Below are 15,481 nucleotides of genomic sequence, written 5' to 3'. Positions count from 1 at the left end.
CCCCGCTACTTGCGTTTGAGCAGCATATACACGCTGATCAGCAGGAACAGCATGCTCGGCAACAGCGCACCCAGCACCGGCGGCATGCTGTAGACCATGCTCAGCGGGCCGAAGATCTGATCCAGCACGTAGAACAGGAAGCCGAAGCTGATGCCGGTCACCACGCGGATGCCCATCGGCACGCTGCGCAGCGGGCCGAAGATGAACGACAGCGCCATCAGCATCATCACCGCCACCGACAGCGGCGAGAAGATTTTGCTCCACATGTTGAGCTGATAACGGTTGGATTCCTGGCCGCTCTGCTTCAGGTACTTCACGTAGTTGTGCAGCCCGCTGATGGAGAGCGAATCCGGATCCAGCGCCACCACGCCCAGCTTGTCCGGGGTCAGATTGGTTTTCCATTCGCCGGTCAGCGTCTGGGTGCCGGTCACCTGTTTCGGGTTGGTCAGATCCGAGGTGTCCACCTGCGAAAGCTGCCACAGGCCGTTCTCGAAGCTGGCGGTGGCGGCATAACGCACCGTCTCCAGGCGACGCTGATCGTTGAAGTGGTAGATGTTCACGCCGGAGAGTTCTTTGTCGCCGGAGACGCGCTCGATGTAGATGAAGTCGTTGCCGTCCTTCGCCCACAGCCCGCTCTTGGTGGAGAGCAGCGAGCCGCCGTACATCTGCTGGGCGCGGTAGTTGCGCGCCATCTGCTCGCCCTGCGGCGCCACCCACTCGCCGATCGCCATGGTCAGCAGCACCAGCGGAATGGCGGTTTTCATCACCGAGCCGGCGATCTGCAGGCGGGTGAAGCCGGAAGCCTGCATCACCACCAGTTCGCTGCGCGTCGCCAGCTGGCCCAGGCCGAGCAGCGCGCCAAGCAGCGCCGCCATCGGGAAGAAGATCTCGATGTCTTTCGGCACGCTCAGCAGGGTGTACATGCCGGCGCTCAGCGCGGTGTATTCGCCCTGGCCGACCTTGCGCAGCTGATCGACGAACTTGATGATGCCGGACAGCGACACCAGCATGAACAGCGTCATGATGATGGTGTTGAAAATCGTTTTGCCGATATACCGGTCTAATACGCCAAACATCAGGCCGCTCCTCTCAGGCGTGCGCGCAGCTTGCGCATCGGCACGGTATCCCACAGGTTCAGCGCCAGCGCGATCGCCAAGTAAACGCCGTTAACCAGCCACAGCCACAGCATCGGATCCAGCTTGCCCTTGCCGGCGTTGGAGCGCAGCGAGGTCTGCAGCAGGAAGAAGATCAGATACAGCAGGATGGCCGGCAGCATGCTCAGCACGCGGCCCTGGCGCGGGTTCACCACGCTGAGCGGCACCACCAGCAGCGCCATCAGCGCCACCGAGACCACCAGCGTCAGGCGCCAGTGCAGCTCGGCGCGCGCGTCCGGATCGTCGGATTCCCACAGCGTCTGCATCGACATCTGTTCGGATTCGGTGTTATCGGCCGCCACGGTGCGGTGGCCAATCACCGCCTTGTAGTCGGTGAAGTCGGTAATGCGGAAGTCGCGCAGCAGCGCGGTGCCTTCAAAGCGGGTACCCTTGTCGAGCGTCACCACCTGCGAGCCGTCTTTCTGCTGCACGATGTTGCCGTGCTCGGCCACCACCACCGACGGGCGTTGGTTGCCGTTCGGCCGCAGCTGCGCCAGGAACACGTCGTTGAAGGTGCTGCCCTTCACGTTGCCGATAAACAGCACTGCGTTGCCGTCCTGCGAGGGTTTGAACTGCCCTTCCGCCAGCCCGGCGATGCTCGGGTTGGCCTTGGCTTCGTTCACCACCACGTCCTGATAGCGCGAGGCCCAGGGGCCGGCCCAAAACACGTTCACCGCCGCGATCGCAGAGGTGAGCAGCGCCAGGATCATGGCGGCGATAATCAGGGTGCGTTTACCCAGCCCGCAGGCGTGCATAACGGTGATTTCGCTCTCGGTATACAACCGCCCAAGCGTCATCAGCAAGCCGAGAAACAGGCTCAAAGGCAGGATGAGCTGCGCCATTTTCGGCACGCCCAACGCGAGCAGGGAGAGTACTAAGTTTGTCGGGATATTGCCGTCCACCGCGTCGCCCAACACCCTGACCAGGTTCTGACAAAAGAAGATCAGAAGCAGGATGAACAGGATGGCGATTTGGCTCTTGAGCGTTTCCCGTACCAGATATCTTATGATGATCACGCTTATTACGCCTGTGAAAACTTGTCTTTTTGCAGGAAAATCGATAATTTCATCGTTAATCCGCCATTTATTCTCATCATATGGCAACCTTCACAGCTAAAATAGTATTACAACATCAAGCCGTTTGGGTGTCCTATAGGAACTTGCTTATAGTCGCCAAAACAGAGCAATTTATGCCGTTCAGGTTAACATAATCCGTTAACTCAAATGGCAGGAGATCGTTACGGAGTCGGTTATTCTAGCCGTAGCGTCCGCCTTTGTCTTTAAGATTCAGGAGAGTGCATGGAGTTCAGTGTAAAAAGCGGTAGCCCGGAAAAACAGCGCAGTGCCTGTATTGTAGTCGGCGTTTTCGAACCGCGCCGCCTGTCCCCTATCGCAGAACAACTCGACAAAATCAGTGATGGTTATATCAGCGCATTGCTGCGCCGTGGCGAACTGGAAGGCAAGGTCGGGCAGACGCTGCTACTGCACCATGTGCCCAACATTCTCTCCGAGCGCATCCTGCTGATCGGCTGCGGCAAAGAGCGCGAGCTCGATGAGCGCCAATACAAGCAGGTGATCCAGAAAACCATCAATACCCTCAACGACACCGGCTCGATGGAAGCGGTCTGCTTCCTGACCGAACTGCACGTGAAAGGCCGCAACACCTACTGGAAAGTGCGTCAGGCGGTGGAAACCGCCAAAGAGACGCTCTACACCTTCGATCAGCTGAAAAGCAACAAGGTGGAGCCGCGTCGTCCGCTGCGCAAAATGGTGTTCAACGTGCCGACCCGCCGTGAGCTCACCAGCGGCGAGCGCGCTATCCAGCACGGCCTGGCGGTGGCTTCCGGCATCAAGGCGGCCAAAGATCTCGGCAACATGCCGCCGAACATCTGTAACGCCGGCTACCTGGCCTCGCAGGCCCGTCAGTTGGCGGACGCCTTCAGCACCAACATCACCACCCGCGTCATCGGCGAACAGCAGATGAAAGAGCTGGGCATGAACGCCTATCTGGCGGTCGGCGCTGGTTCGCAGAACGAATCATTGATGTCGGTGATGGAATATAAGGGCAACCCAAATCCGGACGCTAAGCCGATCGTGCTGGTAGGCAAAGGGCTGACCTTCGACTCCGGCGGCATCTCGATCAAACCGGCCGACGGCATGGACGAGATGAAATACGACATGTGCGGCGCGGCGACCGTGTACGGCGTGATGCGCGTGGTGGCGGAGCTGAACCTGCCGCTGAACGTGATCGGCGTGCTGGCCGGCTGTGAAAACATGCCGGGCGGCCGGGCGTATCGTCCGGGCGACGTGCTGACCACCATGTCCGGCCAGACCGTCGAGGTGCTCAACACCGACGCCGAAGGCCGCCTGGTGCTGTGCGACACCCTGACCTACGTCGAGCGCTTCGAACCGGAGCTGGTGATCGACATCGCCACCCTGACCGGCGCCTGCGTGATCGCCTTGGGCCACCACATCACCGGCCTGATGTCGAACCACAACCCGCTGGCGCACGAGCTGCTGGGCGCTTCCGAGCAGGCCGGCGACCGCGCCTGGCGCCTGCCGATGGCCGACGAGTACTACGAGCAGTTGGACTCCAACTTCGCCGACATGGCGAACATCGGTGGCCGCCCTGGTGGCGCCATCACCGCCGCCTGCTTCCTGTCGCGCTTCACCCGCAAGTACACCTGGGCACACCTGGATATCGCCGGCACCGCCTGGCGCTCCGGTAAAGCCAAGGGCGCGACCGGCCGCCCGGTGGCGCTGCTGTCGCAGTTCCTGCTCAACCGTGCAGGTCTGAACGGCGACGATTAAATCTGAGCGGTAATTCAGGTATAATCCCAAGGGGCACAGCATGCTGTGCCCCTACATTTTTTTATCGGCAGCGGTGGATCCTTAATGAAACAGGCGACGTTTTATTTGCTCGACAACGCGGAACCGTCAGGCGCGCTCAGCGCCCATGAGGCCGTGGCCTGCGCCGTTGCCGCCAGCGGCTTCCGTTCCGGCAAGCGGGTGCTGATCGCCTGCGAGAGCCAGGAGCAGGCCCAGCGGCTGGACGAAGCGCTGTGGCAGCGCGAGCCGCATGAATTCGTGCCGCACAATCTGGCCGGCGAAGGGCCGCACTACGGCGCGCCGGTGGAACTGTGCTGGCCCGGCAAGCGCGGCAATGCCCCGCGCGATCTGCTGATCGCCCTGCTGCCGCAGTTTGCCGATTTTGCTACCGCTTTCCATGAAGTGGTAGACTTCGTTCCTTACGAAGACACTCTGAAACAGTTGGCGCGCGACCGTTACAAGGCCTATCGCAGCGTCGGCTTCCATTTGACCACGGCTACGCCGCCAACTCACTGAATACGATAAAGAATGGAAAAGACAAACAGTCAGCTCGACACCGCATACGACCCAAAACAGATCGAACAGAAGCTGTACGATCACTGGGAGAATCAGGGTTACTTCAAGCCGAACGGCGACACCAGCCAGGAAAGCTTCTGCATCATGATCCCGCCGCCGAACGTCACTGGCAGCCTGCACATGGGCCACGCGTTCCAGCAGACCATCATGGATACCATGATTCGCTATCAGCGCATGCAGGGTAAAAACACCCTGTGGCAGGCGGGCACCGACCACGCCGGCATCGCCACCCAGATGGTGGTGGAGCGCAAGATCGCCGCGGAAGAAGGCAAAACCCGCCACGACTACGGCCGTGACGCGTTCATCGACAAAATCTGGCAGTGGAAGGCGGAATCCGGCGGCACCATCACCCGCCAGATGCGCCGTCTGGGCAACTCCGTGGACTGGGAGCGCGAGCGCTTCACCATGGACGAAGGCCTGTCGAACGCGGTGCGCGAAGTGTTTGTCCGTCTGCACAAAGAAGACCTGATCTACCGCGGCAAGCGCCTGGTGAACTGGGATCCGAAGCTGCGCACCGCCATCTCCGATCTGGAAGTGGAAAACCGCGAGTCCAAAGGTTCCATGTGGCACCTGCGCTACCCGCTGGCCGACGGCGCGAAAACCGCCGAGGGCAAAGACTACCTGGTGGTCGCCACCACCCGTCCGGAAACCGTGCTGGGCGATACCGGCGTGGCCGTCAACCCGGAAGATCCACGCTATAAAGACCTGATCGGCAAAGAGATCATTCTGCCGCTGGTCGGCCGCCGCATCCGCATCGTCGGCGACGAACACGCCGATATGGAAAAAGGCACCGGCTGCGTGAAGATCACCCCGGCGCACGATTTCAACGACTACGAAGTCGGCAAACGCCACGGCCTGCCGATGATCAACATTCTGACCTTCGACGGCGACATCCGCCAGGAAGCGGAAGTGTTCAACACCCTGGGCGAAGTCTGCACCGACTACTGCAACGAAATCCCGGCCGAGTTCCGCGGCCTGGAGCGCTTCGCGGCGCGTAAAGCGGTGGTGGCCGCCTTCGATCAGTTGGGCCTGCTGGACGAGGTTAAGCCGCACGACCTGACGGTGCCTTACGGCGACCGCGGCGGCGTGGTGATCGAGCCGATGCTGACCGACCAATGGTACGTGCGCACCGCGCCGCTGGCCAAAGTGGCGGTGGAAGCGGTCGAACAGGGCGACATTCAGTTCGTGCCGAAGCAGTACGAAAACATGTACTTCAGCTGGATGCGCGACATTCAAGACTGGTGCATCTCGCGTCAGCTGTGGTGGGGCCACCGCATCCCGGCCTGGTACGACGTGAACGGCAAAGTCTACGTGGGCCGCAGCGAAGAAGAAGTGCGCAGCGAGAACAACCTGGGCGCCGACGTGGTGCTGACCCAGGACGAAGACGTGCTGGACACCTGGTTCTCGTCCGGCCTGTGGACCTTCTCTACCCTGGGCTGGCCGGAGCAGACCGAGGCGCTGAAAACCTTCCACCCGACCAGCGTGATGGTCAGCGGCTTCGACATCATCTTCTTCTGGATCGCGCGCATGATCATGCTGACCATGCACTTCATCAAGGATGAAAACGGCAAGCCGCAGGTGCCGTTCAAGACCGTCTACATGACCGGCCTGATCCGTGACGACGAAGGCCAGAAGATGTCCAAGTCCAAAGGCAACGTGATCGACCCGCTGGACATGGTCGACGGCATCTCGCTGGAAGATCTGCTGGAAAAACGCACCGGCAACATGATGCAGCCGCAGCTGGCGGAGAAAATCCGCAAGCGCACCGAGAAGCAGTTCCCGAACGGCATCGAGCCGCACGGCACCGACGCCCTGCGCTTCACCCTGGCGGCGCTGGCCTCGACCGGCCGCGACATCAACTGGGACATGAAGCGCCTGGAAGGCTACCGCAACTTCTGTAACAAGCTGTGGAACGCCAGCCGCTTCGTGCTGATGAACACCGAAGCGCACGACTGCGGCTTCAACGGCGGCGAAAAGTTACTGTCGCTGGCGGATCGCTGGATCCTGGCCGAATTCAACCGCACGGTGAAAGCCTACCGCGAAGCGCTGGACACCTACCGCTTCGATCTGGCGGCCAACATCCTGTACGAATTCACCTGGAACCAGTTCTGCGACTGGTATCTGGAGCTGACCAAGCCGGTGGTGAGCAACGGCAGCGAAGCGGAACAGCGCGGCACCCGCCACACGCTGATCACCGTGCTGGAAGCGCTGCTGCGCCTGGCGCACCCGATCATTCCGTTCATCACCGAAACCATCTGGCAGCGCGTGAAGCCGCTGACCGGCACGACCGCAGACACCATCATGCTGCAGCCGTTCCCGGCCTACGACGCCACGCTGGAAGACGAGCAGGCGCTGAACGATCTGGAGTGGATCAAGCAAACCATCATCGCCGTGCGCAACATCCGCGCCGAGATGAACATCGCGCCAAGCAAAGCGCTCGACGTGCTGCTGCGCAACTGCAGCGCCGACGCCCAGCGCCGCGTGCAGGAGAACCAAAGCTTTATCGCCCGTCTGGCGCGCCTGGAATCCATCGCGCTGCTGCCAGCCGGTGAGAAAGGCCCGGTCTCCGTCACCAAGCTGGTGGACGGCGCCGAGCTGCTGATCCCGATGGCCGGCTTCATCGACAAGGACGCCGAGATCGCGCGTCTGGCGAAAGAGATGGGTAAACTGGATGCGGAAATCGCTTCGATCGAAGGCAAGCTGGCGAACGAAGGCTTCGTGGCGCGCGCGCCGGAGGCGGTGGTTGCCAAAGAACGCGATCGTCTGGCGGCCTGCAAAGAAGGCAAAGTGAAGCTGCAGGAACAGCAGGCGACCATCGCCGCGCTGTAATCCACCGGCTCACGCCAACGCCTGAAAAACAGCGGGGTCTTCCCCGCTGTTTTTTTATCGCCGTTGCATCCGAGCCGGGTTAGATGTTATTACAAGATATTACTGCTGCAGGGACGCCGCCGGGAAATAATCCCCGGCGCGTTTCGTGCTGCGATAAAAACGAAAAACGAACGTGGTCTCTTTCAATGGCGAGTGTAAACATGACAACAGCAACCCCGGCGCGCCTGCTGGTGCGCCCCATCACGGCGGAAGACAATCCCGCCATTGCTCACGTCATTCGCGAAGTCTCCGCCGAGCACGGCCTGACGGCGGATAAAGGCTATACCGTCTCCGATCCCAATCTGGACGCCCTGTATCAGCTCTACAGCCTGCCGCGCAGCGCTTACTGGGTGATCGAGGTGGACGGCCAGGTCGCCGGCGGCGGCGGCATCGCGCCGCTGCAGGGCGGCGCAGACGATATTTGCGAATTGCAGAAGATGTATTTCCTGCCGGTGTTGCGCGGCAAGGGGTTGGCGAAACGCCTGGCGCTGCAGGCGCTGGATTTCGCCCGCCAGCACGGCTTCCGCTGTTGTTACCTCGAGACCACCGCCAGCCTGACGCAGGCCGTCGCACTGTACGAACACCTGGGCTTCGAACACATCGACCACGCGATGGGCGCCACCGGCCACGTCGATTGCGAAGTCACCATGCTGAAAACGCTGTAATCGTCCCCCGCCTCTCTATCATGGCGCAGCGTGCTGCGCCATTTTATTAATATCGCAATCAATCAGTAAAACTCGCTATAACGCCGTTTTTCAAGCAGATAAACTGACGTTAAAAACCATGATGTAAATTTAATGTGAAGTTCGTTAATAAATTAACGATCGCAAATTGACCGTTTTTCCCCCCGCGCTACTCTGCCAGTATCCCAATCGCGCACGGAGAGCTGTCATGTCGGAAAATACCTTTGATTACATCATCGTCGGCGCCGGTTCCGCCGGCTGCGTGCTGGCGGCGCAGCTGATCCGCCGCACCCAGGCGCGGGTGCTGCTGCTGGAAGCCGGCGGCGACGACAATAACCTGTTTATCAAGATGCCGGCCGGGGTGGCCAAGATCATCGCCAAAAAAAGCTGGCCCTACGAGACGGAGCCGGAACCGCACGCCAACAACCGCCGCATGCAGATCGCGCAGGGCAAGGTGCTGGGCGGCAGCAGTTCGGTCAACGGCATGATCTACCTGCGCGGCCAGCCGCAGGACTACGACGACTGGGCCGAACGCTATGGCTGCGCCGGCTGGAGCTACCGGGATGTGCTGCCCTACTTCAAACGCGCCGAGGCCAATGAAAGCCTGTCCGACGACTACCACGGCGCCGACGGGCTGCTGCCGGTCAGCGAGAACCGCTACCGCCACCCGCTGAGCATGGCGTTTATCCGCGCCGGCCAGGAGTTGAACCTGCCCTATCGCAACGACTTCAACGGCGACAGCCAGCACGGCGTCGGTTTCTACCAAACCACCACCCGCAACGGCGAGCGCGCCAGCACCGCCCGCACCTACCTGAAGGCAGTGCGCGACGAACGGCGGCTGGTGGTGAAACTGAACGCCCTGGCGCACCGGCTGACCTTCGAGGGCAACGTCGCCACCGGCGTGGTTTACAGCCAGAACGGCGGCGCGGAAGTGACGGCACTCGCCACCAAAGAGGTGATCGTCAGCGCCGGCGCGGTCGGTTCGCCGAAGCTGCTGATGCTGTCCGGCATCGGCCCGCGCGACCACCTGCAGCAGCTGGGCATCGAGGTGCGGGCGGATCTGCCGGTGGGCAAAAACTTCCACGACCATCTGCACATGTCGATCAACGTCAGCACCCGCGAGCCGATCAGCCTGTTCGGCGCCGATCGCGGCCTGCAGGCGCTGAGCCACGGCGCGCAGTGGCTGGCGTTTCGCAGCGGGGTGCTCTCATCCAACGTGCTGGAAGGCGCCGCCTTCACCGACAGCCAGGGCGACGGCCGGCCGGACGTGCAGATCCACTTCCTGCCGCTGCTGGACAGCTGGGACGACGTGCCCGGCGAGCCGCTGCCGAACATTCACGGCTTCACGCACAAGGTCGGCTACCTGCAGCCGAAGGCGCGCGGCGAAGTGCAGCTGCGCAGCAGCAACCCGCGCGATCCGGTCAGGCTGCACGCCAACTACCTCGGTCACCCGGACGATCTGGCCGGCAGCGTGCGCGCGGTGAAGTTCGGCCTGGGCTTCCTGCAAACCGCGGCGCTGAAGCCGCTGATCAAAGATCTGCTGATGCCGCAGCCGGAGTGGACGCGCGATGAAGCGCAGCTGGAAGAGTTCGTGCGCAACTTCTGCAAGACGGTGTATCACCCGGTGGGCAGCTGCCGCATGGGGCCGTCGCCGCAGGACGCGGTGACCGATCCGCAGCTGCGGGTGCACGGTTTTGAACAGCTGCGGGTGATCGACTGCTCGGTGATGCCGCAGCTCACCAGCGGCAACACCAATGCGCCGACCATCATGCTGGCGGAAAAGGCGGTGGATCTGTTGCTGGGCGCGCCGCAGTAGGGGCGCCCCTCAACGTCATGCGGCGGCGGGCACGCCGCTGTGGAAGCGCAGCTCGCTGTCCGGCGACAGGATCAGCTCAGCTTCGAGGCGGCCGAAATGCGCCACCCGTTCGCTGATGTCGCCGCCGGCGATCTGCTCGGCCAATGTCAGGTAGTCCTGGTAATGCCGCGCTTCGGATCGCAGCAGCGAAACGTAAAAGCGGTTCAGCTCGTCATCCAGGTGTGGCGCCAGCTTGGCGAAGCGTTCGCAGGATCGCGCTTCGATGTAGGCGCCGCAGATCAGTTTATCGATCAGCGTCGCCGGATCGTGAGTGCGGATCTCGCGGATCATGCCCTTGGCGTAGCGGCTGGCGGTGATCTTGCGATACGGGATCCCGCGCGTCTGCATGATCTCCAGCACCTGCGAGAAGTGATGCAGCTCTTCCTTGATCAACAGCACCATGCGATCCGCCAGATCCTGGCCGTAGGCCGAGCCGTTTTTCGGCAGGATCTTGCGGGTGAACTGGCCCTGGCGGAACAGCGTGTCCGGCGCGCCCTGCGCCTCGTGCAGAAACGCCTCGTAGGGCCGCAGCAGCGCCAACAGCGCGTCGCCGCTCTCTTTGTCCGCCACATAGCGGCGGATCAGCCACATGCCGGTCTGCGCGGCCTTCAGCTCGCACACCAGGTGGTCGGTCAGCAACAGCTGCAGGTTTTCCGGACGGCGCGCGGCGTCGATCCAGGCGTCGGGAGTTTCACAGTGCAGGAAGCTTAAAATCGGGGCTAACAGGGATTGGTATGTCATCGGCTTCATTGCCCTATGTATTTCAAGTTGCAGCTAGGCGGCCAGCTCACTCATCCCCAGGAGCTTACTCAGGTAAGTGACTGGGGTGAGAGAGTGCAGCCAACAACGCTGCAGCTTGAAAGACGACGGGGATATCAGGGGCCGGCGAGAACCGGCCCATGTGAATAAGCGGGGTTAATCAGTGGCGTTTGCCGTCGTCGTCTTCGTCGATGTAGTCGCCGTCTTCGTCATCCTCACCGTCTTCACCGTTCGGATCTTCGAAGTAGGTGCCCCAGCCGTCGTAGTTGACGCCGCAGCGCTCCGCCAGCGCCACCAGCTGTTCTACCTGAGCGTCGATCAGCTCGGCGTTCAGGCCGACTTCGCTGATCACGTCGCAGCACATCACCATCGAACCGTCTTCCACTTCCAGCTCTTCGGCGTCGGTCACTTCGTAGCCCAGCTTGAAGGCTTCAACGGCGGCCTGCTCCAGAACCTCAAATTTCTCGGCGGACAGATGGTGCTCGATGGTGTAGAGCGCGTCCGGATCGCTGCCGTCTTCCAGCAGTTCTTCGATGATCAGGCGGGTCTCTTCACGTTGTTCTTCCAGCAATTCGCGGTTTGCCATGCCTATATCCTCAAGTCAAATGGCCTTCATTCCTTCTATTTTCACACACCGCCGACATTGCTTCCACGATAAACGTGAAAGATTTGCTCGTCGGGGTTGAAATTGAATATTCATACATATAAAGTGAATTTTAATTCAATTGAGCGATCAAGGAATCGGACTATGAGCACCGGCAATGCGTTCTACCAACGTCACTTTCTGAGGTTAATGGATTTCACCCCCGCCGAGCTGCAGGCGCTGCTGCGGCTTTCGGCCGATCTGAAACAGGCCAAGAAGCAGGGGCAGGAACAGCGCCGGCTGCAGGGCAAAAACATTGCGCTCATCTTCGAAAAAGACTCGACCCGCACGCGATGCTCTTTCGAAGTTGCCGCATTCGATCAGGGTGCGCAGGTGACCTATCTCGGCCCAAGCGGCAGCCAGATCGGCCATAAAGAGTCGATGAAAGACACCGCCCGGGTGCTGGGCCGCCTGTACGACGGTATTCAATACCGCGGCTACGGCCAGGCGCTGGTGGAAACCCTGGCGGAACATGCCGGCGTGCCGGTGTGGAACGGCCTGACCGACGAGTTCCACCCCACTCAGCTGCTGGCGGATCTGCTCACCGTGCAGGAACACCTACCGGGCAAGGCGCTGAGCGAGGTGAAGCTGGCGTACGTCGGCGACGCGCGCAACAACATGGGCAACACGCTGCTGGAAGCCGCCGCGCTGGCGGGTATGGATCTGCGGCTGGTGGCGCCGAAGGCCTGCTGGCCACAGCCGGAGCTGGTGGCCGAATGCCAGGCGCTGGCGCAGCAAACCGGCGCGAAACTCACCCTGACCGAAGACATCGCCGAAGGGGTGCAAGACGCCGATTTCCTCTACACCGACGTGTGGGTGTCGATGGGCGAACCGAAAGAGACCTGGCAGGAACGTATCGCGCTGCTGCGGCCGTATCAGGTCAACATGGCGATGCTGAAGCTGACCGGCAACCCGAACGTGAAGTTCCTGCACTGCCTGCCGGCTTTCCACGACGACCAAACCACGCTCGGCAAGCAGATGGCGCAGCAGTACGACCTGCACGGCGGCATGGAAGTGACCGACGAGGTGTTCGAATCGGCGCACAGCGTGGTGTTCGATCAGGCGGAAAACCGGCTGCATACCATCAAGGCGGTGCTGGTCGCCACGCTGAGCGAAACCCTCTGATTGCCCCCCCCTCCGCCCTGGCACCCCCGGCCAGGGCGGCTAATATATTCCTGGAATATCAAATAGCGGATTGACCTTTGCCCGCCGCCGGCAAAGGTTCTACCGTGACAGGCCGACGGCGCCCGCGCCATAAAAACCAACGATAACAAACCGTTCTCAGCGCCGCCTTGCGGCGCCTTCAGGGGATACACACCGATGAAAACCAAACTCTTGCCGCTGTTCCTGCTCGCCGCCCTGCCCGCCGCCGCGTTAGCCGCCACGCCGCCGAATACGCTGGTAGTGGTGCAATCGCTGGATGACATCGTCAGCCTCGATCCGGCGGAAGCCAACGAACTCTCCAGCATCCAGACGGTGCCCAGCCTGTATCAGCGGCTGGTGCAGGCGGATCGCGACGATCCAGCCAAGGTGGCGCCGGTGCTGGCGGAAAGCTGGCAGGGCGATGCGGCGGCTAAAACGCTGACGGTGAAACTGCGGCCGCAGGCGGCGTTTGCCTCCGGCAATCCGCTGACCGCTGACGACGTGATCTTCTCTTACAGCCGCGCGGTGAAAATGAACAAGTCGCCGGCGTTCATCCTCAACGTGCTCGGCTGGCAGCCGGACAACATCGACGCGCAGCTGAAGAAGATCGACGACCATACCGTGCAGCTGCGCTGGACGGCGGACGTCAGCCCGGCGGTGGCGCTGAATATCCTCTCGACGCCGATCGCCTCGATCGTCGACAGCAAGGCGGCGCTGGCCAACGTCAAAGACGGCGACTTCGGCAACGCCTGGCTGAAAATGCACTCCGCTGGCAGCGGCCCGTTCAAGATGCGCGTCTATCAGCCGCATCAGGCGATCGTGCTGGATGCCAACCCCACCTCGCCGGGCGACAAACCGCAGCTGAAAAACATCATTATTAAAAACGTGCCGGATCCGGCCACCCGCCGCCTGCTGATCCAGCAGGGCGACGCCGATATCGCCCGCGAACTGGGCGCCGATCAGACCGACACGCTGAAGAACCAGCCGGGCGTCAAGGTGCTGGAGATCCCGTCCGCCGAGCAAAACTACCTGGTGTTCAACACCGGCAACGGCGCCAATCCGCTGCTGAACAACCCGGCCTTCTGGGAAGCGGCGCGCTACCTGGTGGATTATCAGGGCATCACCCAGGATCTGCTGAAGGGCCAATACTTCGTGCACCAGAGCTTCCTGCCGGTCGGGCTGCCGGGCGCGCTGGAGACCAACCCGTTCAGCTACGATCCCGCCAAGGCGAAAGCGATCCTGGCCAAGGCGGGCATCACCCACGCCGCCTTTACGCTGGACGTAGAGAACAAGCCGCCGTTCATCACCATCGCGCAGGCGCTGCAGGGCAGCTTCGCCGCCGCCGGCGTGAAGATCGAACTGCTGCCGGCCGCGGGCAGCCAGGTTTACTCCCGCGTGCGCGCCAGGCAGCATCAGGCGGCGATCCGCCTATGGATCCCGGATTACTTCGACGCCCACTCCAACGCCAGCGCCTTCGCCTACAACGACGGCAAGAGCAGCACGGTGGCCGGGCTGAACGGCTGGCAGATCCCGCAGTTGAACCAGCAGACGCTGGCGGCGCTAGCCGAAGCCGATCCGGCCAAACGGCGCGCGTTGTACACCGCCATGCAGCAGGAGCTGCAGCGCAGTTCACCGTACGTGTTTATCGATCAGGCCAAAACCGAAGTGGTGCTGCGCGACAACGTCAAAGGCTACCAGCAGGGGCTGAACGCCGACATGGTCTACTACGATCGCGTCAGCAAATAGCCGGCGGGCAGCCATCGCCGGCCAATCGATTGCGGGGCGGCAAAAAACGGCGTTTTAGCGCTTGCAGTGGCGAAAAGCGCGAGTATAATGCGCCACAATTTGCCAGGAGAAAGCATGAAAAACGACGTTTGTTTTGTTAGCCACAATCGACAAAACCGACTGCCTATCGGCGGCCAGCTGCCGTTGTTTCTCCTGTTGCTAAACCGATCGTTTCAAGCCCCTCATTGAGGGGCTTTTTTTTGCCTTAAAAAGTCCCGCGCCACGGGCACGCGTCGAGGAGGAGTGAAAAATGGCCAACCCGCTGTATCACAAACACATCATCTCTATTAACGATCTCAGCCGCGAGGATCTGGAGCTGGTGCTGCGCACCGCCGCCGGTCTGAAAGCCAACCCGCAGCCGGAGCTGTTGAAACACAAGGTGATCGCCAGCTGCTTCTTTGAAGCCTCGACCCGTACCCGCCTGTCGTTCGAAACCTCGATGCACCGCCTCGGCGCCTCGGTGGTCGGTTTTGCCGACGGCAGCAACACCTCGCTCGGCAAAAAAGGCGAAACCCTGGCTGACACCATCTCGGTGATCAGCACCTACGTGGACGCCATCGTGATGCGCCATCCGCAGGAAGGCGCGGCGCGCATGGCCTCGGAGTTCTCCGGCAACGTGCCGGTGCTCAACGCCGGCGACGGCGCCAACCAACACCCGACCCAGACCCTGCTGGATCTGTTCACCATCCAGGAAACCCAGGGGCGCCTGAGCAATCTCAGCATCGCCATGGTCGGCGACCTGAAATACGGCCGCACCGTGCACTCGCTCACCCAGGCGCTGGCCAAATTCGAAGGCAACCGCTTCTACTTCATCGCCCCGGACGCGCTGGCAATGCCGGCCTACATCCTGAAAATGCTGGAAGAGAAAGGCATCGAGTACAGCCTGCACGGCAGCATTGAAGAAGTGGTGCCAGAGCTGGATATTCTCTACATGACCCGGGTGCAGAAAGAGCGCCTCGATCCGTCCGAGTACGCCAACGTGAAGGCGCAGTTCGTGCTGCGCGCCGCAGATCTGGCCGGCGCGCGCGCCAACCTCAAGGTGCTGCACCCGCTGCCGCGCATCGACGAGATCGCCACCGACGTGGATAAAACGCCGCACGCTTACTACTTCCAGCAGGCGGGCAACGGCATCTTCGCCCGTCAGGCGCTGCTGGCGCTGGTGCTCAACGCAGATTTGGCTCTTTAAG

Annotated in this window: 12 protein-coding genes; 8 read left to right on the top strand and 4 right to left on the bottom strand. The window is 61.6% G+C overall.

All coding sequences use genetic code 11. The features are described from left to right. Positions 1 to 5 precede the first annotated feature (5 nt). Positions 6 to 1,076, bottom strand: coding sequence for an LPS export ABC transporter permease LptG (gene lptG / locus N6G83_RS20640; RefSeq protein WP_019453290.1), 1,071 nt, complete (start codon positions 1,074 to 1,076; stop codon positions 6 to 8). After that, complete coding sequence (lptF, locus tag N6G83_RS20635; protein ID WP_025305120.1) at positions 1,076 to 2,170, bottom strand: LPS export ABC transporter permease LptF; 1,095 nt, start codon at positions 2,168 to 2,170, stop codon at positions 1,076 to 1,078. Before lptF ends, lptG begins: the two co-directional genes overlap by 1 nt. Before the next feature lie 282 nt (positions 2,171 to 2,452). On the opposite strand from lptF, the gene pepA reads away from it, so the two are divergent. From pepA to N6G83_RS20610, 5 genes are all read left to right on the top strand, one after another. After that, complete coding sequence (gene pepA / locus N6G83_RS20630; RefSeq protein WP_004933352.1) at positions 2,453 to 3,964, top strand: leucyl aminopeptidase; 1,512 nt, start codon at positions 2,453 to 2,455, stop codon at positions 3,962 to 3,964. Positions 3,965 to 4,048: 84 nt separating this feature from the next. Continuing rightward, complete coding sequence (locus N6G83_RS20625; protein WP_025305119.1) at positions 4,049 to 4,498, top strand: DNA polymerase III subunit chi; 450 nt, start codon at positions 4,049 to 4,051, stop codon at positions 4,496 to 4,498. A 12-nt stretch (positions 4,499 to 4,510) separates the two neighbouring features. Continuing rightward, positions 4,511 to 7,387, top strand: coding sequence for a valine--tRNA ligase (locus N6G83_RS20620; RefSeq protein ID WP_260516171.1), 2,877 nt, complete (start codon positions 4,511 to 4,513; stop codon positions 7,385 to 7,387). Between the two features lie 200 nt (positions 7,388 to 7,587). Further along, on the top strand, positions 7,588 to 8,091 hold the full coding sequence (locus tag N6G83_RS20615; protein WP_004933360.1) for a GNAT family N-acetyltransferase: 504 nt from the start codon (positions 7,588 to 7,590) through the stop codon (positions 8,089 to 8,091). Between the two features lie 226 nt (positions 8,092 to 8,317). Next, positions 8,318 to 9,925, top strand: coding sequence for a GMC family oxidoreductase (locus N6G83_RS20610; protein WP_260516172.1), 1,608 nt, complete (start codon positions 8,318 to 8,320; stop codon positions 9,923 to 9,925). Between the two features lie 15 nt (positions 9,926 to 9,940). Here N6G83_RS20610 and miaE read toward each other — a convergent pair whose 3' ends face one another. Then, positions 9,941 to 10,705 carry a tRNA isopentenyl-2-thiomethyl-A-37 hydroxylase MiaE gene (gene miaE / locus N6G83_RS20605; RefSeq protein WP_049294757.1) on the bottom strand — a complete coding sequence of 255 codons (765 nt, stop codon included), beginning with the start codon at positions 10,703 to 10,705 and terminating at the stop codon, positions 9,941 to 9,943. Positions 10,706 to 10,883: 178 nt separating this feature from the next. Beyond that, a complete protein-coding gene (rraB, locus tag N6G83_RS20600) occupies positions 10,884 to 11,309 on the bottom strand; it encodes a ribonuclease E inhibitor RraB (protein ID WP_025305115.1) in 426 nt (141 codons plus the stop codon). A gap of 162 nt (positions 11,310 to 11,471) precedes the next feature. Here rraB and argF point away from each other — a divergent pair, with 162 nt between their 5' ends. The 3 genes from argF to pyrB all read left to right on the top strand — a co-directional run bounded on the left by argF (position 11,472) and on the right by pyrB (position 15,480). Beyond that, positions 11,472 to 12,491 carry an ornithine carbamoyltransferase gene (gene argF, locus N6G83_RS20595; RefSeq protein WP_049294756.1) on the top strand — a complete coding sequence of 340 codons (1,020 nt, stop codon included), beginning with the start codon at positions 11,472 to 11,474 and terminating at the stop codon, positions 12,489 to 12,491. Positions 12,492 to 12,686: 195 nt separating this feature from the next. Beyond that, positions 12,687 to 14,255 carry an ABC transporter substrate-binding protein gene (locus N6G83_RS20590; RefSeq protein ID WP_260516173.1) on the top strand — a complete coding sequence of 523 codons (1,569 nt, stop codon included), beginning with the start codon at positions 12,687 to 12,689 and terminating at the stop codon, positions 14,253 to 14,255. 289 nt (positions 14,256 to 14,544) lie between these two features. Then, on the top strand, positions 14,545 to 15,480 hold the full coding sequence (pyrB, locus tag N6G83_RS20585) for an aspartate carbamoyltransferase (protein WP_004933375.1): 936 nt from the start codon (positions 14,545 to 14,547) through the stop codon (positions 15,478 to 15,480). The last annotated feature ends 1 nt before the right edge of the window (position 15,481 follow it).

This window comes from Serratia sp. PL7 (assembly GCF_945957435.1).
This window is presented reverse-complemented; position numbering and strand designations above follow the sequence as displayed.